This window comes from Helicobacter pullorum NCTC 12824 (assembly GCF_017979475.1).
Taxonomy (GTDB): Bacteria; Campylobacterota; Campylobacteria; order Campylobacterales; family Helicobacteraceae; genus Helicobacter_D; species Helicobacter_D pullorum.
Genome location: NZ_JAERIT010000020.1, coordinates 1 through 3526 on the forward strand (window position 1 = coordinate 1; position 3526 = coordinate 3526).

At 31.9% G+C, this 3526-nt stretch carries 3 protein-coding genes and 1 pseudogene; all 4 read left to right on the forward strand.

Annotation, left to right across the window (positions count from 1 at the left end; genetic code table 11):
* On the forward strand, positions 1-550 hold a 550-nt coding region (locus tag JJQ98_RS08695), incomplete at its 5' end, for a hypothetical protein (protein ID WP_247596740.1).
* Positions 547-1188 carry a hypothetical protein gene (locus JJQ98_RS08700; RefSeq protein WP_247596741.1) on the forward strand — a complete coding sequence of 214 codons (642 nt, stop codon included), beginning with the start codon at positions 547-549 and terminating at the stop codon, positions 1186-1188. The genes JJQ98_RS08695 and JJQ98_RS08700, both read left to right, overlap by 4 nt.
* Before the next feature lie 290 nt (positions 1189-1478).
* Complete coding sequence (locus JJQ98_RS08705) at positions 1479-3203, forward strand: Tle-like phospholipase domain-containing protein (protein ID WP_151105337.1); 1725 nt, start codon at positions 1479-1481, stop codon at positions 3201-3203.
* A 9-nt stretch (positions 3204-3212) separates the two neighbouring features.
* A pseudogene (locus JJQ98_RS08710) lies at positions 3213-3526 on the forward strand (hypothetical protein); the annotation flags it as partial.

A 3526-nucleotide genomic window follows, 5' to 3' on the forward strand; every position in this document is an offset into this window, starting at 1 on the left:
AGAAACAGGAAGAATAGCAGAGGAATATGGTGGAATCTATGTCTTTGATAAAGAGATAAGAGATGAGATAATACAGAGAGAAAAGGGAAAGAAAGAATATAGAGGAAAATATTTAGGGGAATATATACAAGTAGGGAATGAAACACATTTTGTGGATTTTACATACCTCAATAATAAATTCCCCCAAATCCTCCCCAATGGTTGCAAATATTATATTAAAGGACCTTCAAAACAAGAACTCAAAGAAAATGATTGGAGTCTCTACTACCAAAAAATTAAAGAATATATGGGGAAGGAAATATTTGAAAAGCTAAAGAAAAGTTTAGCTATAACAAGCTATTATGTTGATAAAAATGGTAAAGTAATCCCTATAACAATGGTTACTTATATTTCTGATACCATAACCACTTATGGACTCTATGGCGATGAGGGAGCAGGATTTAGATTAACAAATAGCTATTCTGTTGATATAGCAGGAGATAATATCTTTTACTTAGAAAATGGTAAATTCATAAAAAGTGATGAAAAAGGGAAAGGAGCAAGACATTGAAATCTAGAGATTTTATAGAACAATTAAAAGATTATGCTGACATAGCAGACGCTTCTTATGCACTGCTACATTACATCGATGAAAATGAGGAAATAGATTATTTCTTAGATGAGCTAAAAAGCAAGAATCCTAATGAAAGCGTAAAACCACCTGCAAGATGGATTTATGCAGATGGAATAAAATTAGGGTATGAAATAAAAGAGGAAAATATCAATAAATCTGTTTTAGCAAAACAATTATTTAATGATAAAAAAATCAAACTAGGACAACCCACAGCTTATGCTTTAGCCATAGAGGCTAGGTTTAGTCAGGATATTAAGATAAAAAATCCAAGCAAAGATAAACCTGAACCAATAAACAATGAAATACAAAATCTTATCCATAGACCCAAAGAAGACTCAGACACCACCCAACAAAAAATCCTAGTTGCCACTACTAAAGAAAAGCAAGATAAAGATTCTGACCTCACTTACCACCTCTCCACCCGAACCAAAAACTTTGTCAATCGTTTTAAGCTCCTCCACCATACTTCTTTAGAATCTTTCTTTAGTCAATCAGGTTTTAGTGCTACTTTATTCTATGATAAAGAAAAAGATAGGTTTGTAGCGGGGTTTAGGGGGACTGAATGCAGATTCTAAAAACACTCTATATTTGTTGGATTGTGTTTTGGGCTTTAGCTGGATTTTTAGCTCTATGTATTGGACACGGAAATAATTACATAGAATTTGTGTTGGTATATTTTTCTATCTTTGCTTTTCCATACTTAATATATTGGATATGTATATATTCAAAAAAAATATTCAAGCATTCACGCTCCACTTTTAATAATATACTTATTTTGTTATTGCTTATATTTATTAGCATTCCGCTATTGTTGATTATTTCAAAAAACTTAGATATTATATAACTTTAAATTTGAGAGCTTAAAATGAAAGAAACAATCAACAACCTAAAAGACTATGCCGAACTCGCTCAAGCAAGTTATTTTAACCTTGAGTTTATTGATAATAGAAATATATTTGAGTTAGATTCAAATAATGAAAAAATATCAGATATTTTTTACCCTAGAAAGTATAAAGAAACAAAAATAACCTTACTCCATAGCATTAGTCAAAAATATTACAATCAAGAAGTCTTGATAAATCTACAACAAGGCGATGATATTTTTACGAAAATGAGAAATGACGCTAATGAAACTTTTAATTTTGATAAACTCAATGGTGAGTTTAGTGAGATTCAAGCTAAGAATTTTGCTAAGAGATATGAGGTTATATTTCATCAACCTAACACATTGACAGGATTCTCTGCTACCTTGTTTAGCGACAAAACAAAAAATAGTTTCATTGTGGCATTTAGAGGGACTGAACTTACACGAATAAACGACATTATCCAAGACATAGCCCTATCTCTAAATGCCAATCCCCAATCCTTTGCCCTCTTAGATTTCTTAAAAGAAGTCAAAAAGATAGTCAGAGCCTATAATAGACCCATTATCTTTGTAGGACATTCACTTGGTGGCTATCTTGCTCAAGTTGCCCTAATCTATTGTGATAAAAAGTATAAAGACGAATTATTATTTAGCCCAAAAGAAGCCTATACTTTTAATGCCCCTAGCATTTATGGCTGGAATCTCCCCAATGTAGTCCTAAACCCCAATACGATAAAAATCTTGTTAGATTTCTTAGAGAAAAATCTCATTGATATTTCAGAGAAGCTCACTCATATTTATGACAGCGGCGGTATAAATATCATCGCTTCTGCTCAATATGGCTCACGCAATAGACTGCCTATCTATACAGGTAAAGATTCTCACTCCATTATCCCCCTCACACAAACCCTCTACTTCTACTCCTACCTTTTAGAATTAAAATCTAACCATACTACTATACACAGAAGCATAGCACATAGAAAGGCTAAAAGGACTAGTGCAAATAATGCTACTACAAACACTACACAAAACACCCATACAGTTTCCACCACAGATACTAATACCAATACACAAACACACGATACTTTGGCAGATTACCTCCACGAACTCAATATTTTTATGGATAATATAAGAATTGCTATGAATATATTAGTCTATGAGATTGATAGAGAAAATCAAAAGAAATATGAGCGATTTAAAAAAGAACAGGCTTGGTATGAGAAAACTCCCAAACATAATGATATAGACTTCCTAGCCCTTTTAATCTCTCAAATCAATGAAATAGCCTATAAACTTGAAGCACTTAAAGAGGATTCAAATACTTATTTTACCCCAAGCATTGATAAAGAGAATATTATTGAAGCTTTATTGCAATTTATAGAATCTAACTATTTCATACAAATATTTGATAATGAGCTATTAAGGAAAATGCGAAACCAATGCAAGGCTAATGCTAAAGTAAGCATACAAGAAAAATTAAGTCTTGCTACTTGTCAGCCCTTTAGTGTAGTGAGTGGCAATGAGACTTCTTATATCAATGAGGGTAATTATCACGAGATATATGGATACAAAGGCTTGGGGGATTTACTCTCTCAAGAATGGCACGAGGAATTTACCAATGGAAAATACAAAATAGCCAAAGGCTTGTATTTTAATGGCAATACCTATTCTAGCTTTACTAAATATATGATACACAATGCCAAAGAAAAGGAAGCCATACACTAAGGATTAATAATGTCAGATTTATTTAAAATCGCATTTTCTATCAAAAGAGAAAGTAAAAACATTTTTCTTTTTCCTAACAATGGAGATTGTATAGATTGCCATAATATCCATATGCAAATCTACAACGAAATACAAAACAATACAGATTATCAAGAATACCAAGATATAACAGAACAAGATTTATTACAATATGAATGTTTTATCTTCCTTAACTCTCAACTCCTCCTAGGTGGCAATGAATCTCCCATAAGCTCTCAAGAATACTTCTTTGGTTTATTAGATTCTAAAAATAGTGATACACTCTTAGATACTCTTAAACCTAT